This is a genomic window from Scandinavium sp. (assembly GCF_051650185.1).
GTDB lineage: Bacteria > Pseudomonadota > Gammaproteobacteria > Enterobacterales > Enterobacteriaceae > Scandinavium.
The window spans coordinates 1-15,990 of the sequence record NZ_JBOFIN010000088.1 but is presented as its reverse complement, the minus strand read 5'-3'; the positions used below and the strand labels follow the sequence as shown (position 1 = coordinate 15,990).

At 54.5% G+C, this 15,990-nt stretch carries 15 protein-coding genes and 1 pseudogene; 5 read left to right on the top strand and 11 right to left on the bottom strand.

Translation table 11 applies throughout. The features are described from left to right. Positions 1-260: 260 nt before the first annotated feature. The 3 genes from asr to ACRCWW_RS11165 form a co-directional block, all read right to left on the bottom strand. Complete coding sequence (gene asr / locus ACRCWW_RS11175) at positions 261-686, bottom strand: acid resistance repetitive basic protein Asr (protein ID WP_438682507.1); 426 nt, start codon at positions 684-686, stop codon at positions 261-263. A gap of 160 nt (positions 687-846) precedes the next feature. Next, positions 847-1,407, bottom strand: a complete 561-nt coding sequence (locus ACRCWW_RS11170; protein WP_438682479.1) for an Ail/Lom family outer membrane beta-barrel protein — start codon at positions 1,405-1,407, stop codon at positions 847-849. Between the two features lie 173 nt (positions 1,408-1,580). Continuing rightward, entirely contained in the window at positions 1,581-3,065 is a 1,485-nt protein-coding gene (locus ACRCWW_RS11165; RefSeq protein WP_438682478.1) for a carboxypeptidase M32, read from the bottom strand. A gap of 86 nt (positions 3,066-3,151) precedes the next feature. Here ACRCWW_RS11165 and ACRCWW_RS11160 point away from each other — a divergent pair, with 86 nt between their 5' ends. Further along, a complete protein-coding gene (locus ACRCWW_RS11160) occupies positions 3,152-3,277 on the top strand; it encodes a KPN_01571 family protein (RefSeq protein WP_438682477.1) in 126 nt (41 codons plus the stop codon). 36 nt (positions 3,278-3,313) lie between these two features. On the opposite strand, the gene ACRCWW_RS11155 is transcribed toward ACRCWW_RS11160, so the two are convergent. Then, positions 3,314-4,564 (bottom strand): MFS transporter, encoded by a 1,251-nt coding sequence (locus ACRCWW_RS11155; RefSeq protein ID WP_438682476.1) that lies wholly within the window; start codon positions 4,562-4,564, stop codon positions 3,314-3,316. A 117-nt stretch (positions 4,565-4,681) separates the two neighbouring features. Between ACRCWW_RS11155 and ACRCWW_RS11150 the strand changes: the two genes are divergently transcribed. From ACRCWW_RS11150 to bioD, 3 genes are all read left to right on the top strand, one after another. Continuing rightward, a complete protein-coding gene (locus tag ACRCWW_RS11150) occupies positions 4,682-5,596 on the top strand; it encodes a LysR family transcriptional regulator (RefSeq protein WP_438682475.1) in 915 nt (304 codons plus the stop codon). Between the two features lie 108 nt (positions 5,597-5,704). Then, positions 5,705-6,925: a sugar metabolism global transcriptional regulator Mlc gene (gene mlc / locus ACRCWW_RS11145; RefSeq protein WP_438682474.1), complete on the top strand. Its 1,221-nt coding sequence runs from the start codon at positions 5,705-5,707 to the stop codon at positions 6,923-6,925. 126 nt (positions 6,926-7,051) lie between these two features. Further along, positions 7,052-7,747: a dethiobiotin synthase gene (bioD, locus tag ACRCWW_RS11140; RefSeq protein WP_438682473.1), complete on the top strand. Its 696-nt coding sequence runs from the start codon at positions 7,052-7,054 to the stop codon at positions 7,745-7,747. Here bioD and clcB read toward each other — a convergent pair. Beyond that, on the bottom strand, positions 7,700-8,995 hold the full coding sequence (gene clcB / locus ACRCWW_RS11135) for a voltage-gated ClC-type chloride channel ClcB (protein ID WP_438682506.1): 1,296 nt from the start codon (positions 8,993-8,995) through the stop codon (positions 7,700-7,702). The genes bioD and clcB overlap by 48 nt on opposite strands. A gap of 133 nt (positions 8,996-9,128) precedes the next feature. Between clcB and tolA the strand changes: the two genes are divergently transcribed. Beyond that, positions 9,129-9,536, top strand: coding sequence for a cell envelope integrity protein TolA (tolA, locus tag ACRCWW_RS11130; protein WP_438682472.1), 408 nt, complete (start codon positions 9,129-9,131; stop codon positions 9,534-9,536). A gap of 89 nt (positions 9,537-9,625) precedes the next feature. Here the strand turns inward: tolA and osmV are convergent, their stop codons facing one another. The 6 genes and pseudogenes from osmV to ACRCWW_RS11100 form a co-directional block, all read right to left on the bottom strand. Continuing rightward, entirely contained in the window at positions 9,626-10,774 is a 1,149-nt protein-coding gene (osmV, locus tag ACRCWW_RS11125) for an osmoprotectant ABC transporter ATP-binding protein OsmV (RefSeq protein WP_438682471.1), read from the bottom strand. Further along, entirely contained in the window at positions 10,774-11,421 is a 648-nt protein-coding gene (gene osmW, locus ACRCWW_RS11120; protein WP_438682470.1) for an osmoprotectant ABC transporter permease OsmW, read from the bottom strand. Before osmW ends, osmV begins: the two co-directional genes overlap by 1 nt. Before the next feature lie 9 nt (positions 11,422-11,430). Next, positions 11,431-12,333: a glycine betaine ABC transporter substrate-binding protein gene (locus ACRCWW_RS11115; RefSeq protein WP_438682469.1), complete on the bottom strand. Its 903-nt coding sequence runs from the start codon at positions 12,331-12,333 to the stop codon at positions 11,431-11,433. Positions 12,334-12,352: 19 nt separating this feature from the next. Then, positions 12,353-13,066, bottom strand: a complete 714-nt coding sequence (osmY, locus tag ACRCWW_RS11110) for an osmoprotectant ABC transporter permease OsmY (RefSeq protein WP_438682468.1) — start codon at positions 13,064-13,066, stop codon at positions 12,353-12,355. A 305-nt stretch (positions 13,067-13,371) separates the two neighbouring features. Beyond that, positions 13,372-13,986 carry a Tat proofreading chaperone DmsD gene (gene dmsD / locus ACRCWW_RS11105; protein WP_438682467.1) on the bottom strand — a complete coding sequence of 205 codons (615 nt, stop codon included), beginning with the start codon at positions 13,984-13,986 and terminating at the stop codon, positions 13,372-13,374. A 118-nt stretch (positions 13,987-14,104) separates the two neighbouring features. Further along, positions 14,105-15,883, bottom strand: a pseudogene (locus ACRCWW_RS11100) (DMSO/selenate family reductase complex A subunit); the annotation flags it as partial. Positions 15,884-15,990 lie beyond the last annotated feature (107 nt).

The following is a 15,990-nucleotide window of genomic DNA, read 5'->3' as shown; positions in this document are numbered from 1 at the left end:
AACTCTCTCTGGAGGGCAATTATGATTATAAAAAAAGGTAACCCAATGTGTTTACTATAGACGGGATGAATGAAAAGTGGGAGTAAAATCAGCTAACTACACTCAGTACAAAAAGAACCGGGTAGCAACCAGCGCACAGATAATCAGCAGTAAAAGGATGAGCTCGAAACGGTAGCGGCGCAACATGATTGCTCTCCGGAAAAAAACGGCGCTGAAACAGCGCCGATTTAGTATACAAGGCCGTACTGACTGGTGCGAACTTATGCTGCTGGCTGAGCAGCTGGTTTAGCAGCAGTGTGTTTCACGTGTTTAGTGTGTTTTTTAGCAGCCTGAGCTTTCTGAGCTACAGCAGGTTTAGTGGCTGCTTTTTTGTGGTGCTTTTTAGCAGCCTGAGCTTTCTGGGCTACAGCTGGTTTGGTTGCTGCTTTTTTGTGGTGCTTTTTAGCGGCCTGAGCTTTCTGCTCTGCGGCTGGTTTTGCAGCGGCTTTTTTGTGGTGCTTTTTGGCAGCCTGAGCTTTCTGCTCGGTAGCGGCTTTTTTGTGTTTCTTATGGTGAGTGGTTTTAGCCGGAGCAGCGTGAGTTGCAGCTGGCGCAGCAGCCGGTGCGGTAGCAGCGGTGTCAGCAGCGAAAGCAGCAGAAGACAGACCCATAGCAGCGGCAACAACCAGAGCTAATACTTTTTTCATTCTGAAATCCTCGAATTTGGTTTCTATGTTCAACCCCACTGCGGGGCCGTTGAAATGAACTATAGACTTGTGATTCAAAGCCTTCAGTGAGTGATTGGTATCGGCGTGTAACCATATGTACAACGCCGACATCCCGTCATGATCATTGGCATTCAGTGACTTAGAAGCGGTAACCTACACCGAAGTCGAAGGTGCTGCTGATTGAACGATCGCCGTATGTGTCGGCATCAGTCCCTTCGTAGCCAATATTGAGCGTTATCGTCTCGGTTGGATTGAAAATAAAACCAAGTCCCCATGCGAAGCTGGTGTAGGCGTGTGAATGCCTGTCGGTAACTTGCAGCGTTTCATTATGGGAGGTTTTATCGACATCAACATGCGCTACCCCCATATCTGCATAGAGGCTCATCCAGTCATTAATTCGTAATGCCGGGCCAACTAATGCCGAATAATAGGTAGAGTCGTAATCACGCGATTGTTTACCCATTTCATCGTGGAAGCTAAAGTTGTCGCCACCTTTCATCCAGGTCGCTGAGCCCATTATTCCCCACGGTGAGTTCTCTTCATTCTCGTAGCGATATTTAAGGCTGGCACCATGCAGCGTTCCTGAACCACGGATCTTGCTCTGCGCATAGCCCAGTGCAACAGACTGGTGTTCAGCCTGGGCCGCAGTGGCAGTGAAAAGGGTTCCCAAAATTATGATTGATGAAGCTAAAACCTTCATAGCGCTACCCCAGCAGTATGATTTAAATTGCTGGGGATAGTACCTTGTAATTTTTTCGGCGCTTATTCAAAACCTCTTTCGAAATATTGAAGCGGGAAAGTGACAGGGCTGATGAAAATAAAAGCCTCCTGACGAGGCTTTTGGTTATTTAAAAATGAAAGTCGAAAGATGAATTATAAATAGCGCGCCGTCAGATGCTCGCGGAAATAACGGCTGTTAAGATCTTCCCCTGTGGCTTTCACAATCAGTTCCGACGTGCTGTAGCGGCTGCCGTGCTGCCAGATGTTTTGCTGAAGCCAGCCGAAGAGCGGCGCGAAGTTGCCTTCGTTAAGCTGAGCATCGAGGGCAGGTAACGCCTTGCGTGCCGCCTGGAACAATTGCGCGGCGTACATAGCGCCCAATGTATAAGAAGGGAAGTAACCGAACCCGCCATCCGTCCAGTGGATGTCCTGCATGCAGCCATTGCGGTAGTTGCCTTTGGTCGACAAGCCCAGATACTGCTGCATTTTTTCATCCCACAGCGCGGGAATGTCGTCCACTTCAATATCGCCATCAATCAGCGCGCGTTCGATTTCGTAACGCAGGATAACGTGGGCCGGATAGCTCACTTCGTCTGCGTCGACGCGAATAAAGCCGCGTTCTACACGCTGGCTCCAGGCAATAAAGTTATCGAGGGTGAAGGCAGGTTGCTCGCCAAAACGCTGTTTAACACCAGGCAATAAATGTTTAAGGAAGGCGGCGCTGCGGCCCAGCTGCATTTCAAAGAACAGACTTTGGGATTCATGTACCCCCATGGAACGGGCGTGCGCGACAGGCTGCCCGGCCCATTGACGCGGCAGGTTCTGCTCGTAACGGGCATGGCCGGTTTCGTGGATCACGCCAAACAGCGCGCTGAGCAGATCGTTTTCGTCGTAACGCGTGGTAATACGGACATCTTCCGGCACGCCGCCGCAGAACGGGTGAGTGCTGACATCCAGGCGACCGCCGTTAAAATCAAAGCCGAGCAGGGCCATAGTTTCCAGCCCTAGCTCCCGTTGAGCCTCAACCGGGAAAGGGCCTTGCGGATCGATGAGCGTTTGCGAAGCCTGCTTCTCCACCACATTTTGCAGCAGATCAGGCAGCCAGCTTTTCAGATCGGCGAACAGCGTATCAAGACGGCTGCTGGTCATTCCCGGTTCGTACAGATTGAGCATCGCGTCATATGGCGAGCTGCCCGCCGCTTCCGCACGGATTTTGGCTTCTTCACGGCTCAGGCGAACCACTTCTTTCAGGTTAACCGCGAAGCCTTCCCAGTCATTATTTTTACGCTGGGTACGCCAGGCATGTTCGCAACGATTCCCCGCCAGGGATTTTGCTTCCACCAGACTTTCCGGGAGCAACGCTGCCTGCGAATAAGCAAGATGCATCTCCCTCAGGTTTGCCTGTTCGTCGTCGCTTAAATTTTCCTGCCTGGCGTTCTCCAGCCAGCTTCCTACCTGGGTGTCGGTAAGGATCTGGTGCTGAAGTACACCAAGTTCGGCCAGCGCTTCGCCGCGAGCGGTACTGCCACCGGCGGGCATCATTGCCGCCATATCCCAGCCCGCGATGGCCGAGAGGTGAGAGAAGCGTGATAAACGCTGGAAAGTACGGACGAGTTGCGAGTAGTTATTCTTTTCCATGGGCTTTGATCCGAGTGAATGACGTCAGTTTGCGAGGGTAGTCAAAAATACGACGAAAGCATGAGGCGAGTTACGGTATTTCGACCATGCTGATCACTAACACAGGTCAGAGCGAGCAGCAAATCATGAATCCGTTCATCTGGGTGTTTATTACATTACTGTCGATTAGTGCCGTACAGGAGATAGGTGGCCTGAGCGCCTTATTCAGCTAGTCGAAAAGCGGCCCGCACGAAGGCGGGCACGGTAAATTAATGCAGGCGTTTATGCAGGCAGCTGCCTGTGATCAGCGCCAGGACAAGCATTGCTGCGATAAAGCCTCCCACGCCGTTCCATCCCCAGTTATGCCAGAACACACCGCCCAGCGTCCCTGCAATACTTGAGCCCAGGTAGTAGCTGAACAAATAGAGTGATGAAGCTTGTCCACGGGCGCGTTTCGCGCGTGGGCCAATCCAGCTGCTGGCGACGGAGTGAGCGGCAAAGAAGCCTGCCGAAAACAGCAGCATGCCAGTGAAAATCAGCCACAGAGAAGAAAACAGGGTCATCAGCAAACCGCACAACATTACCGCGGTGAAGCCGACCATCACCGGGCCACGCCCGAAGCGCTGGGTCATCGCACCTGCTTTTGGAGAGCTCCAGGTGCCGGTTAGATACGCCACGGACAGCAAACCGACGACCGCCTGACTCAGCGACCACGGCGACATCATCAGCCGATAGCCAATGTAGTTAAACAACGTGACAAATGCGCCCATCAGCAGAAATCCTTCCGCAAACAGCAGCGGCAGCCCACGGTCGCGCCAGTGAATGCGGAAGTTAATAAACAGGTATTTGGGGCGTAGGGATGACGCTCTGAAATGGCGCGACTCCGGCAGAATACGCCAGAACATCACTGCGGCGGCAAGGGCGAAGCAGCCAATCATGGCGATGGCGACGCGCCAGCCAAAGAAATCGGTCATCACACCGGTAAGCAAGCGGCCGCTCATGCCGCCAATTGAGTTACCGCTGATGTAGAGCCCCATCGAAAACGCCACGAAGCTCGGGTGAATTTCCTCACTGAGATAAGTCATCCCGACGGCGGCCACGCCGCTTAAGGAAAGGCCAATCAAGGCTCGCATAATAAGAATGCCGTGCCAGCTGGTCATCATGGTGGAAAGCAGAGTACAGACCGAGGCCAGCAACAGCGCCGTGACCATCACTTGCTTGCGCCCAATGGCATCCGAAAGTGGCCCGGTGAACAGTAAGCCTACGGCAAGCAGTGCAGTCGAAATGGAAAGCGAAATACTGGTGCTGGCGGGGGAAATCCCGAACTCATGCGACAGCACCGGTAAAATGGGCTGAACACAGTAGAGCAGGGCGAAGGTGGCAAGTCCGGCTGAGAAGAGCGCCAGGGTAACGCGAATAAACTGCGGCGTACCGCGCTGGATTAACTGGTTTGGCTCGGCAAAACGAGGTTCGCTGACGTCACTGGCCGGGGCGGTGTCAACGGTGGTCGTACGGCTCACGGGATGTCCTTGGGTGAAAATGGCTGAGTAAAGTGGAACTTAGGTCACATCTTCAGGGTAGGAAATTGTAAATAATCTGTCTAATATATTAATAATCTCAATTGATACTTATAAAATATGAATATCGAGTTAAGGCACTTGCGCTATTTCGTCGCCGTGGCAGAAGAGCTTCATTTTGGCCGTGCTGCCGCCAGGCTGAATATCTCGCAGCCGCCGTTAAGCCAGCAAATTCAGATCCTTGAGCATCAAATTGAAGCCCGCTTATTTGCCCGAACCAACCGTAGCGTCAGCCTGACGGAAGCCGGCAAGCAGTTTCTGGCCGACAGTCGGCAAATCCTGCTTCAGGTGGAGGATGCCGCTGCCCGCGCGGCCCGTTTGCATCAGGGAGAAACCGGGGAGCTGCGTATCGGGTTTACTTCTTCTGCGCCTTTTATATCCGCCGTGTCAGACACGCTTTCCCGTTTTCGTCGCCAGTACCCCGACGTCCATATTCAGACCCGGGAAAGCAACACGCGCGAGCAAATTGCGCCGCTAAGTGAAGGCGCGCTGGATTTGGGGCTGATGCGTAAAACCCATCTTCCCGACACGTTAGAGCATCAGGTTATCCTCCATGAACCGCTGCTGGCGATGGTGCCGCGCGATCATCCTCTGGCACAAAGAGAGTCGGTCACGTTGGCCGAACTGGTTCTCGAACCGCTGGTGTTTTTCGATCCGCACGTCGGAACAGGGCTGTACGACGATATTCTGGGCCTGCTGCGCCGCTTTGGATCGCCTGCCATTACACAGGAAGTCGGAGAGGCGATGACGATTATCGGCCTGGTGTCAGCCGGGCTGGGTGTTTCCATACTTCCGGCCTCCTTTAAACGGGTACAGCTCAACGAGATGCGTTGGTTACCGATTGCTGATCCTGAGGCCGTGTCGGAAATGTGGCTGGTGTGGGCAAAGCACCGCGAGCAGAGTCAGGCGGCGTCCCGTTTTCGCCAGCAGCTGTTGGCCGCCATCAATGGGGAGTTTTTGTCGCCAAAAGCATGAAAAAATGTGCGGTAAATCACAAGCCTAAGTAAAAATTTGACGAGCTACGTAGAAGTGCTTCACCATAGCAGAAGTTTATTTCGAAGCGCGAAAATAAGGGAGTCTGCGGTGGTAGCAGAAAGTCAGCCAGGGCATATCGATCAGATCAAACAGACCAACGCGGGCGCGGTTTACCGCCTGATTGATCAGCTCGGTCCTGTGTCGCGAATCGACCTTTCTCGCCTTGCGCAACTGGCTCCCGCCAGCATCACTAAAATTGTTCGCGAAATGCTCGAAGCCCATCTTGTGCAGGAAACTGAAATTCAGGAGCCGGGCAGCCGGGGCCGCCCCGCAGTTGGGCTGATGGTTGAAACGGAGGCCTGGCACTATCTGTCACTGCGCATCAGCCGCGGTGAAATCAACCTGGCCTTGCGAGATTTAAGCAGCAAGCTGGTGGTGGAAGAAGAGCAAACGCTGCCGCTGGTGGATGTCAAACCTTTCCTTGAACGTGTCATCGAGCATATCGACGCCTTTTTTATTCGCCATCAGCAAAAGCTGGAGCGACTCACCTCTATTGCGATCACGCTGCCGGGCATTATTGATACCGAGAATGGCATCATCCACCGCATGCCGTTTTATGACGACGTGAAAGACGTGGCCCTGGGTGAAGCGCTGGAATCACGCACCGGCGTGCCGGTGTATCTGCAACATGACATCAGCGCATGGACGATGGCAGAAGCGTTGTTCGGTGCTTCGCGCGGCGCACGTGATGTGATTCAGGTGGTGATAGACCATAACGTGGGCGCAGGCGTCATTACTGACGGACGTTTACTGCATGCGGGCAGCAGCAGCCTGGTCGAAATTGGTCACACCCAGGTCGACCCGTACGGGAAGCGTTGTTATTGCGGAAACCATGGCTGTCTGGAAACTATCGCCAGCGTGGAGAGCGTGCTGGAACTGACGCAGGTGCGCATGAAGCAGTCAATGAGCTCAATGCTGCATCAGCAACCGCTGACGGTGGAATGGCTATGTCAGGCGGCCTTGCAGGGTGACTTGCTGGCAAAAGATATCATCAGCGGCGTAGGGACCCACGTTGGGCGTATTCTCGCCATTATGGTGAATTTATTTAACCCGCAAAAAATTCTCATCGGATCGCCGTTTAATCAGGCGGCCGACATTCTGTTTCCTGCCATCAGCGCCTGCATCCGCCAGCAGGCTTTACCGGCTTACAGCAAGCACATCGCTGTCGAAAGTACGCAATTCCTCAATCGTGGCACCATGACCGGTGCGGCGCTGGTCAAAGATGCGCTCTATAACGGATCGCTGCTGATCAGACTGTTACAGGGTTAACAATTTCACACTGTTAAGCCAAAAATTGCGCTAACGCAAGCCGCCTTTTCAGGCCATCACGTACACTTCCACGGCTCTGAATAATCACCCCGATGTATATATTCACGACAAAGCTGTGGAGTAATCATGCTTAAGCGTTTCTTTATAACCGGTACGGATACAGCGGTAGGTAAAACCGTGGTGTCGCGCGCGCTGCTGCAGGCGCTTGCCGTGCAAGGCAAAAGCGTGGCGGGCTACAAACCTGTCGCAAAAGGCAGCAAGGAAACGCCAGAAGGGCTGCGCAATAAAGATGCGCTGGTACTGCAAAGTGTTTCCACCCCTGAATTGCCATACAGCGCTATCAATCCCATCGCCCTGAGCGAAGAGGAAAGCAGCGTCGCACACAGTTGCCCGATTAATTACACGCTGCTGTCAAAAGGCCTGGCTTCGCTCAACGACAGCGTGGATCACGTGGTGGTCGAAGGCACCGGTGGCTGGCGTAGTCTGATGAACGATTTGCGTCCGCTCTCTGAGTGGGTCGTGCAGGAACAGCTGCCGGTGGTGATGGTGGTGGGCATCCAGGAAGGCTGCATTAACCACGCTCTGCTGACAGCACAGGCTATCGCCAACGATGGCTTGCCGTTGATTGGCTGGGTGGCAAATCGCATCAACCCGGGCCTGGCGCACTATGCTGAAATCATTGATGTGCTGAGCAAAAAAATCCCTGCGCCATTAGTCGGTGAGCTGCCTTATCTGCCTCGCGCAGAACAGCGTGATTTGGGCCAGTATGTCGATTTAACCATGTTCGGCAACATGCTGACGGTAGATGGAGTCAGGGCGTAAGGTTCGCGATAGCACCGACGCCACCACGCACGAAATTAGCAAACCGGGCAATAATGCATATTGCCCGGTCATTTCACAAATCATCAGCGTAGACATAATGGGGGCATGCGTCGTGGCTGCCAGCAGTGTCGCCATTCCCGTTAGCCCCAGCAGAATAGCCATTTCATTGCCGTCCGGCAGCCATATTCCCCACATTCTGGCGAACAACATACCGACCGCCATTCCGACGAACAGCGTTGGGGTGAACACCCCGCCCGGTGCGCCAGAGCCGCTGCTTGCCAGCACGGCCAGCAGCTTGCAGATAAAGACCCCGCCTATGAGGGCAAACACCGGTGGTGCGAGGAGATAGTTTTGCACCACGCTGTAGCCATTTCCCCAGACAGCGGGCGTGAGGAGTGAAAGCAGGCCGACAATCAGCCCGCCCAGCGCGAGTTGGAACGGAGGCGAAAGCTTCAGGCGTAAAAAGAGTTGATGGCTGAACCCCATCAGCCAGATGAACAGCGGGCCGCAAAGCCCGGCAACCAGCCCGGTGGCGAGCATTAATCCGTAAGTTGCTGCGTCGTGCGGAGCCGCGACGTGAACGGTATAAAGCAGCGCAGGGCCACCGCTGAGAAGGTTCGTCATCAGCAGCGCAATCACGGCTGAAACCACAACCGGGCCGAGTGAGGCCAGCATCAACGTGCCAAAGAGAATTTCAGCGATGAATAAGCTGCCCGCCAGTGGCGCATGATACGCACTCGCCATCCCGGCGGCGGCCCCGCAGGCAATCCACAATTTCCATTCAGCTTTTGGCGTGAAGCGCTGAGCAAAGAAAGACGCCGCGAGCGTTGCCAGTAAAATCATGGCACCTTCACGCCCAATGGCGCTGCCGCTGACGACCACCAACAGTGAGGCCAGCGATTTGACAAGGCTTGCTCCGTAATCGAACTTGCCGTCCTCCGTTTCCAGCGCTTCCATATAGTCAGTTGGCGCCTGAGGGCGCTGGCGAGTGTAGCGCTGCCATCCCCACAACAATAAGCCAGCAGCTAAACCCCCTGATACTGGTGTCAGCACACGCCGCCAGGCAGGTAAGCTTGCCGCCGCATTCACCAGGCTACCGCTGTCATTGCTGAGCAAAACCCATTCCAGCAGGTACATGGTGTGACGGAATAGCGCCACAGCGAGCGAGGCGAGGATGCCGACAACAGTCGCAATCAGTAAACGGCGGAACATTGCCTGAATATCAGGGTAAGCGTGAAGACGGTGCATGGGATCGACGTAATCAGAAAACGGATAGTGAATACTATACACAACCTACTGAGGTTGATTGATAAATGTCACGGCTGGCAACGCTGAAAGCCATTAAATTCGGGAATGTTTATCCCAGGGAGCAATAACATAAATGAAAATAAAAGTGATGATAGCAGCCTGCCTGTTGCTGGCCGGGTGCCAGGGGCAGTCACAGCAGCCGCTGACAAAGACTGAAGATGCCCAGGTTGATGAGCTGTTAGGGGGGCTAAACACGAACTCTTCAGAGCGCGACGAAGCGACGGTCTCAGGTTATGCCACGCAAATCAGACACGCTATTCAGGAGCAGTTGCCCAATCCCGGGCGCTGGGAAGGTAAAAGTTGTTTGGTCCAGATCAGGCTGGCACCGGACGGTCAGCTGATGTCTGCCGAGGTTGAGAAAGGTGATCCCGGTCTGTGCCAGGCCGTTCTGGACGCGCTTAGGAAAGCAAAAATGCCGCAGCCGCCGAACGAGAAAATCTATCAGGTGCTCAAAACCGCCGTGCTGGATTTTAAACTTTGACACAGAATTCTTGCCCGGTGGCGGCTAGGCCTTACCGGGCCTACAAAATCCTGTAGGCCCGGGCAAACGCAGTGCCGCCGGGCAAGGCATCAATCCACAGAATAAATATTCAACGCCCGACGCGTACGGCCAGAGCTGAGATAATCCGCAATGTAGTCCTGTGAAATTTCACCGTTATAGCGCCCATCTTCATCGACAATCGGCATCCAACTGGTGTTGCTTTCATACAGTTTCGACAAGACCACGCGCAGGTTATCTTCCGCTTTGCCGGTGACACGGAACGGGTGGAGCAGGTCGGCACAGCTTCCGGTGGCATTTCGTGCTTCACGGCGTTTGACGAAGCCCAGCGGTTTGCCGTCGTTATCGACAACTGTGATGGCTCGAATATCGTTGTCGTCCATGGTGGCGAAGGCTTCCGGCAGGGCGGTATCTCGCTTCACCGTAATCGTCGGCTGTTGATCGGTGACGTCACCAGCGGAAACCAGCAGCAGGCGTTTCAGGGTTCTGTCCTGACCCACAAAGGAGCCGACAAAGTCATTGGCGGGTTTGGCGAGCAGTTCATCCGGACTCGCACACTGCACAATTCTGCCCTGACGGAACACGGCTATACGATCGCCGAGTTTGAGCGCTTCGTCGATGTCGTGGCTCACCAGCAACACCGTTTTTTTCAGTTGACGCTGCATGTCGAGAAACTGGTTCTGGATCACTTCGCGGTTAATCGGGTCGACCGCACCGAACGGTTCATCCATCAGCAATACCGGAGGATCAGCCGCCAGCGCGCGGATCACGCCAATACGCTGCTGCTGACCGCCGGACATCTCTTTCGGGTAGCGATTGAGGAATTTTTTCGGGTCCATAGCGACCATATCCATCAGCTCTTCGGCGCGCGCTTTGTAGCGAGCTTTGTCCCAGCCCAGCATGCGTGGCACCACGGTGATGTTTTCTTCAATAGTCATGTTCGGGAACAGGCCAATCTGCTGGATAACGTAGCCGATGTTGCGGCGCAGGGAGACAGTGTCCATCTCGCTGGTGTCCTGGCCGTTAATCAGGATTTTCCCGCTGCTTGCCGGGATCAGGCGGTTAATCATTTTCAGCGTGGTCGTTTTGCCACAGCCGGAAGGGCCGAGCAGCACGCACATTTCGCCTTCCGGCACGTTCAGGTTGACGTTGTCGACGGCGTTAAAACTCTGGCCGTTCTTCTGGGTAAATTGTTTGGTCAGATTTTCTAACTTTATCATTATCGAATCCCCTTTGGTGTCAGGACAATCTGCAGACGGTGCAGCAACCAGTCGAGCACAATAGCCAGCAGGCAAATCATCAGCGCCCCGGCAATCAACATACGAATATCACTGCCACCGATACCGTTCAGCAGCAGCAGGCCAAGCCCACCGGCACCAATCACGGCGGCAATCGCCATCACGCCGATGTTCATGACCACTGCGGTACGTATTCCGCCGAAAATCACCGGCAGCGCCATCGGAATTTCCACCCAGCGTAAGCGCTGCCAGAAGGTCATACCGATACCGCGTCCGGCTTCACGCAAACCCGGCGGCAGGCTGTCCAGCGCGGTGTGGGTGTTACGCACAATTGGCAGCAGCGAGTAGAGGAACACCGCAGTAATGGCGGGCAGGGCGCCAATACCCTGACCGATCAGCGAAAACAGCGGGATCATCAGGCCAAACAGCGCAATGGACGGCACGGTCAGCAGGATGGTGGTCAGCCCAAGAATCGGCGTTGCCAGCCATTTGTGGCGCACAATCAGAATGCCGAGCGGTACGCCAATCACAATCGCCAGCCCCACAGCCAGCAGAACCAGCCACAGATGTTGCCAGGTCAGGCTCGCCAGATAGTCCCAGTTATCAATCATGTAATGCAGGGTTTCCATGGTTTCTCCTTAGACCAGACCTTTGCTGTGCAGGAAATCATGCGCCACCTTTTGCGGTGTTTCATGGTCGATATCGACACGTTTATTCAGCTCGGTGATCACCTCGTTATTCAGCAGCCCGGAAAGCGTATTCAGCGCCTCTTCCAGCCCCGGGTGAGCTTCCAGCGTGTCTTTACGCACGACAGGGGTGACGGCATAGCTTGGGAAGAAACCTTTGTCGTCCTTGAGCACTTTGAGGTCGAACCCTTTTACGCGCCCGTCGGTGGTGTAGATCAGGCCAGCGTCAACGAAGCCATCACGCACGGCGTTGTACACCAGGCCCGGGTCCATTTGACGAATCTGCGGGCGGTCAAGCTCCATGCTGTAGGCCTGCTGCAATGGCTTCATGCCATCACTACGCCCGGCGAATTCCAGATCCAGCCCAAGCAGCCAGTTGTGCTTTGGGTCGGTCTGCCGAATATGCTCAATCTTCGCCACCATTTCCGACATGGTGTTGATGTTTTCCGCTTCGGCGCGCTTACGCTGCATGGCGAAGGCGTAGGTATTATTCATCTCAGCCGGTTTCAGCCACACCAGGCCATGTCTGGCTTCCAGACGTTTCACCGTGGCGTAAGACTCCTCCGGCGACATCCGCTTATTGATGTGGTTAAAGATGATGAGCCCGGTACCGGTGTACTCCCAGGTCATATCAATCTGTTTGTTGATCATCGCATTGTGAGAAATGACCGTCGCAATATTGGTTTGCGGCTGCACCTGGAAGCCTTTCTTGCGCAGGTACTGCACGGTCATGGCGGAGAGAATATGCTGTTCGGTAAAGCTCTTGGTCGCCAGAATCATGGGCGCGGCTTTGGCCTGAGTGGCCATCAGCGCCAATGCAGCAGCGGCGACAAACAGACGAGTCAGTCGTCTCATGCGGTGCTCCTTATTGTTGTTATTCAGCGGTGTGCGGGCTGAGCATGCGTCCAAGCCCGGCAAGCAGCGTGTCGAGGATCAGGGCAAACAGGGCCGTGGCTGCTGCGCCAAGGATAAGCGTCGGGAAATCGTTGAGATAAATCCCCGGGAAAATCAGCTCGCCGTAGCTGCTGGCTCCGATCAAAAACGCGAGCGGTGCGGTGCCGACATTAATGGCCGTAGCAATACGAATACCCGAAAGCATCACCGGCCAGGCGCCAGGCAATTCAACCTGCCAGAGACGTTGCCATTTGGTCATACCGATGCCGTTCGCGGCTTCAATCAGCGAACCAGGAACCGAGCACAATCCGGCATAGGTATTACGTACGATGGGCAACAGTGAAGCGAGGAACAGCGCCACGATAGCGGGTTTGTCACCAATCCCGACAATCACCATTGCCAGCGCCAGGACCGCCAGCGGCGGCAGCGTGTTGCCGATGTTGAAGATTTGCATCACGTATTCCGCCACGCCGCGAGCGGCAGGGCGACTGAGTAAAATCCCACTCGGGATCCCAACCAATAAGGCAAAAAACATGGATGAGAACACCAGAATCAGGTGCTGTTGGCCGAGATAGAGTAAATCGACCTGTCGGGACTTAATGGTCTCAAGGCCGATACCCCACGTAAGCAGTGCGAGGACAGCGACAATCGCTACGACGAACAGCAGCGCGCGCGTCAGTAAAGTGTTGTGCATTGCAGTGTGTCTCCCTGTTTGCATGCGTTATCGCAATCACCTGAAGGCGTTGCTTGTTGTTATGCCATGTTCCGGCAGGGTCACTGAGCTATAGCAAGCGGTTGGGAAGGATTCCAGAAAAGGACGGAATGAAAGCGGGGCGTCATGAAATGTAAACAAGGTGTTACGCCTTATGACGTAACGGCTTAGCCTGCAAAAGCAGGAATAGTCCTAAAACTGAAATGTAGAAGTGACGTTGTCACAACCAGGGGTTTTGCAGGTTATTGAAATTTAAGTTAAGACACCTGCCTTTCGGCAGGTGAGGCTTAGCGGTAGAGTTTCTTTTCGGCAACCGGAATGAGCAATTCGCTCTGCCAGAAGGCCAGCGTTTGTTGGGTTAATTGACCCAGCGCACGGTAGAAAGGATGGTCAGCGTTTTCGATAAACGTCTGCAGGAAGCGACCAGACCACGGCAGCAGGTGCCACGCCAGCAGCTGTTGCCATGCTTCTTCGCGGCCATTTTCTTTCAGCCAGGCGCTGAGCATCAGCAATGTGCCGAAGTGATCTTCAGGCTCATTTTGCTGAGCTTCAAAAGCGATGTTGTTTTCACGCATCCACTGGCGCAGGGCAAGCGTCGAGTCGCCAAACAGGACGCTTTCTTTATCGAGCCAAACGGAACCCCACGGCGGTGCCGGCAGCGCATAAGGGCCAACAAACAGGCGCTGATAAGCCTCGCTCAGCGGTTCATCGGAGGCTGTCTGGAATGTTTCAATCAGTGATGCGTCAAAGGGTGCCGCCTCCGGCCACTCCTGCGCCCAGCTGCCATCGCGGAAGGCGTCAATCAGCGGAGCCATGTTTTCGTTTTGCGGGGCGTAGAAAAATAATCCACCGAGAACGCGGCCGGAAATGGCGATAGCTTCAACGAAGCGCGGTTGAGTCATAACAATTTTCCTGGTTTTGGCGGAGCAGTTCCGCCAGTGTTCAATGTCGTAAAGTATAAAGAGTATGCGGTTAAATGCCCGGCGGCACGTTGTTTGCCGGGCCTACAGAAGAGTGGTGTCAAACCTTCTCAATCTGCACCAGATTGGTATGTTGCGGATTCCCTTTTGCCAGCGGCGATGGGCGATGTGTTGTCAGCGTATTGATACAGGAGCCGTGATCAATGCGGTCTCCGTTCATATTGGCATCATGCCATGCGCCCTGGCCCATGGCGCTCACGCCGGGCATGATGCGCGGCGTCACCTTCGCCGCAATGCGCAGTTCGCCACGGCCGTTGAAAACGCGAACCATATCGCCGTTGCTGATACCGCGTTTCACCGCATCAAGCGGGTTCAGCCACACTTCCTGACGACAGGCGGCCTGCAACACATCGATATTGCCGTAGCTGGAGTGGGTACGTGCTTTGTAGTGGAACCCGAACATTTGTAGCGGGAACTGACTGCGCTGCGGAGCGTCCCAGCCATCGAATGTCGAGGCGTATACCGGGAGCGGGCTGATGGTGTCGTCTTTTTCAATCTCCCAGCTGGCGGCAATATTCGCGAGTTGCGCCGAATAAATTTCAATCTTTCCTGACGGTGTTTTCAGTGGGTTCGCTTCAGGATCTTTGCGGAAATCCTTGTAGGCAACAAAATGCCCGTTTGGATCTTCACGCTTATAAATTCCCATCGCTTTCAGCGCTTCGTAAGAGGGAAGCTGCGAGTCTTTCGCCTGCATTTTGGCGTACAGGTATCGCAGCCATTCGGCTTGCGTACGTCCTTCTGTAAACTGCTGATGCACGCCATCGCCCAGGCGCTTTGCCACTTCGCTCAAGATCCAATAAATAGGTTTGCGTTCGAACTTCGGTGCCGTGGCAGGCTGGCTGAAAATCAGATATCCCATGTTGCCCGCGTAATCGTTCGGGATGATATCTTCCTGCTCAACGGTCATCAGATCCGGTAACAGTAGGTCGGCATATTTCGCCGAACTGGTCATGAAGTTTTCGATGACCACAATCATTTCGCACTTCGACTCATCCTGCAAAATGTCGTGGGTGCGGTTGATGTCCGAATGCTGATTGATAATGGTGTTGCCCGCGTAGTTCCAGATGAACTTAACCGGCACGTTCAGTTTATCTTTACCGCGCACGCCGTCGCGGGTGGCTGTCATTTCTGCGCCACGCTCGATGGCGTCTGTCCAGGTGAAACAAGAAATGGCCGTTTTAACCGGGTTTTCCAGAATCGGCATGCGCTCGATGGTCATGGTGTAAGTCGACTCACGAGCGCCGCTGTTGCCGCCATTAATGCCGACGTTGCCGGTTAAAATAGGCAGCATCGCGATGGCGCGGGAGGTCAGTTCGCCGTTGGCCTGACGCTGCGGGCCCCAACCCTGGCAAATATAAGCTGGCTTAGCCGTGCCGATTTCACGCGCCAGTTTGATAATCCTGTCGGCCGGAATGCCGGTAATGCGAGATGCCCACTCCGGTGTTTTTGCCGTTGCATCGTCACCCTGACCCAGAATATAGGCTTTATAGTGACCATTGGCTGGCGCGCCTTCCGGCAGCGTTTTCTCGTCGTAGCCTACGCAGTATTTGTCGAGGAAGGGCTGATCGACCAGGTTTTCGGTAATCAGCACCCAGGCCATACCGGCCACCAGCGCAGCATCTGTGCCTGGGCGAATCGGTACCCATTCATCTTCACGGCCAGCTGCGGTATCGGTGTAACGCGGATCAATCACAATCATGCGCGCATTCGAACGCTCGCGCGCTTGTTCGAGATAATAGGTGATGCCGCCTCCGCTCATGCGGGTTTCCGCCGGGTTGTTGCCAAACATCACCACTAAATAGCTGCGCCGAATAGTAGATCACTTAAAGGGAACTCAGCCCGGATTGTGCGATCTGATCAATCGCCAAACCAACCAAAATCACCAACTGGACTGAGCAATGCCGATCATAGCACCCATCCCCCGAA

What these genes read in the sequence shown, in the direction of transcription:
- osmY (WP_438682468.1), bottom strand. Translation starts at nt 13,066, where the DNA reads ATGCACAACACTTTACTGACGCGCGCGCTGCTGTTCGTCGTAGCGATT.
- asr (WP_438682507.1), bottom strand. Translation starts at nt 686, where the DNA reads ATGAAAAAAGTATTAGCTCTGGTTGTTGCCGCTGCTATGGGTCTGTCT.
- ACRCWW_RS11115 (WP_438682469.1), bottom strand. Translation starts at nt 12,333, where the DNA reads ATGAGACGACTGACTCGTCTGTTTGTCGCCGCTGCTGCATTGGCGCTG.
- ACRCWW_RS11160 (WP_438682477.1), top strand. Translation starts at nt 3,152, where the DNA reads ATGCTGATCACTAACACAGGTCAGAGCGAGCAGCAAATCATGAATCCG.
- clcB (WP_438682506.1), bottom strand. Translation starts at nt 8,995, where the DNA reads ATGCACCGTCTTCACGCTTACCCTGATATTCAGGCAATGTTCCGCCGT.
- tolA (WP_438682472.1), top strand. Translation starts at nt 9,129, where the DNA reads ATGAAAATAAAAGTGATGATAGCAGCCTGCCTGTTGCTGGCCGGGTGC.
- bioD (WP_438682473.1), top strand. Translation starts at nt 7,052, where the DNA reads ATGCTTAAGCGTTTCTTTATAACCGGTACGGATACAGCGGTAGGTAAA.
- osmV (WP_438682471.1), bottom strand. Translation starts at nt 10,774, where the DNA reads ATGATAAAGTTAGAAAATCTGACCAAACAATTTACCCAGAAGAACGGC.
- osmW (WP_438682470.1), bottom strand. Translation starts at nt 11,421, where the DNA reads ATGGAAACCCTGCATTACATGATTGATAACTGGGACTATCTGGCGAGC.
- dmsD (WP_438682467.1), bottom strand. Translation starts at nt 13,986, where the DNA reads ATGACTCAACCGCGCTTCGTTGAAGCTATCGCCATTTCCGGCCGCGTT.
- ACRCWW_RS11150 (WP_438682475.1), top strand. Translation starts at nt 4,682, where the DNA reads ATGAATATCGAGTTAAGGCACTTGCGCTATTTCGTCGCCGTGGCAGAA.
- ACRCWW_RS11170 (WP_438682479.1), bottom strand. Translation starts at nt 1,407, where the DNA reads ATGAAGGTTTTAGCTTCATCAATCATAATTTTGGGAACCCTTTTCACT.
- ACRCWW_RS11165 (WP_438682478.1), bottom strand. Translation starts at nt 3,065, where the DNA reads ATGGAAAAGAATAACTACTCGCAACTCGTCCGTACTTTCCAGCGTTTA.